The sequence below is a fragment of the Membranihabitans marinus genome, assembly GCF_019802045.1.
GTDB classification, from domain to species: Bacteria; Bacteroidota; Bacteroidia; order Chitinophagales; family Saprospiraceae; genus Membranihabitans; species Membranihabitans marinus_A.
The window spans coordinates 1-1820 of sequence record NZ_JAHVHU010000036.1; the positions used below are offsets into that span (position 1 = coordinate 1).

Genomic DNA, 1820 nt, shown 5'->3' on the forward strand with positions numbered 1-1820 from the left:
TTTCAAGCGTAGTGTCAACTGCTTACGCCGTCCCGCTTCGAGCTCATTCTTCATATCCAGCCGCTCCTGCCCTGCTTTGTAAAAGTCAACAATCGTCCGATCCACCAGAATATTCTGCATCGTCAATGGCGCGTGCAAATGCAATCCTTGAAATCTCTAAATCCAAAAGAATTGGCAATGAATAGTGAACGCCATGTTGAAAAAAAGCCTCCGGAAAATTCTATTCCCCGGAGGTCTTTAAACCATTTACTATTTGTTTGCATTCCAGCAAACGTCTTCAGTTACTCATGATCCAGACTGAATGCTTTTGTAGTGCGCAATAATTGCGCAACTACTTATTCTATCACGATCATCTTCTTAGTCGCTGTATATTTTTTGGTATCTAACTGATAATACAACACCCCAGTCACACCCAAATCCGTAGAAGTTAACCGAACTTCATTGTACCCGGCTTCATATTCTCCGTTGATGCGTTTGATCAAGCGACCGGTCACATCATAAACAGTCATTACAGCTTCGCTGGTTTCCGGTAAATGAAATCCGATAACCGTCTCCCCCGCATACGGGTTCGGTGTGTTTTGGTACAAGGCAAAATTCATCCCGTCCCCGAGACGGAATCCGTCGAAGCGCAAGCTGACGGCCTTCCTTCGGGGGTCGTAGCCTTTGGCGAAGTCCCCAGCCTCCACATCTACGTATGCTTCCGTGGTCGTTACCCGGTTGTTCAGGCTCAATGCATCACGTAATCGGACCTCTGATTTTGCTTTCACTACGAGTGTGAACAGTACTTCATCACTGGACAAGTGCTGTCCGTCTGCTTCACTCCAGCTGGAAGTAATTACTCCAGGAGCGTAGCGTACGTAGTTGTCTTTCGTGATGTTCAGTGCACCGGCTTCGATCGATTCGATCTCGACCAGGTTCGTTACATAAGACAAGGTGTACTGCATACCGTTGATGTTGACGAAATTATCAGAAGTCACATCGATTCGATATACTTCACCACCTTTCATCGCTTTGTCAGCCATGTTCAGGTTCAACGTTCCTGTCGTGCTTCGGCTCCCAACATGCTGTCGAGACGAGCTCAAGTTCACATCTCCGATTTTGACACCCACAAAGTCTACATTCATGTCACCATTCACATTGGCTACATCGTACACTTCTTTGTCAGTCTGCTTGTCAAAGAACCGCCAGCTCGTATTGTTCGCAAACTTAGTATGCGGCTGCATAACCAATTTACGCAATTCAAGCACATCAAATCCGTTGATCGATCCGTTGCCATCCACATCAGCTGCAATGCGCTGGTATTTGCTGTCCAGTGCTTTCTTCTGCAATACATGACGCTGGATAGCAATCAAGTCTTGCGTACTTACACCATTCGCAAAGCCTGTGTTCTTGCTCGGTACAAGACTAACTTGTGATCCGTTGTTGATCGAGAAGTTATAAGCACCTTCTCCACCGGTTACGGTGGTCAAAGGGCTTCCGCTTCCCAATACGGCTTTCATCTCTACTTTCTGTACAGCTTCTCCACGCTCTGTGGCAATGGTACCTTGTACCAGACTTACATCTGTGGTATCATCACCAGTATCAGTCGTTACATCACAATCAGGATTGATCGTGGCAATAACTTCCTGCGTATAAGAGAATTCACGGTTCGTAGAAGTGTGGTGTGCACACCAATCGATCATGGTCCATTCGATCAGATATTTCTTCATCCCCAACGAGTTGGGGACATCAAATTCTTTCACTTCTGATCCAGATGCAAAAGAGTTGCACAGTTTACCTTCCAGGTGCGGCTTCACAGTCAGAGCACCAATAGTGTCAGG

At 46.4% G+C, this 1820-nt stretch carries 1 protein-coding gene; it reads right to left on the reverse strand.

The genetic code is table 11. The features are described 5' to 3' along the window. Nucleotides 1-335 precede the first annotated feature (335 nt). The coding region (locus KUV50_RS19250; protein WP_222581841.1) for a T9SS type A sorting domain-containing protein at nucleotides 336-1820 on the reverse strand (1485 nt) is incomplete at its 5' end.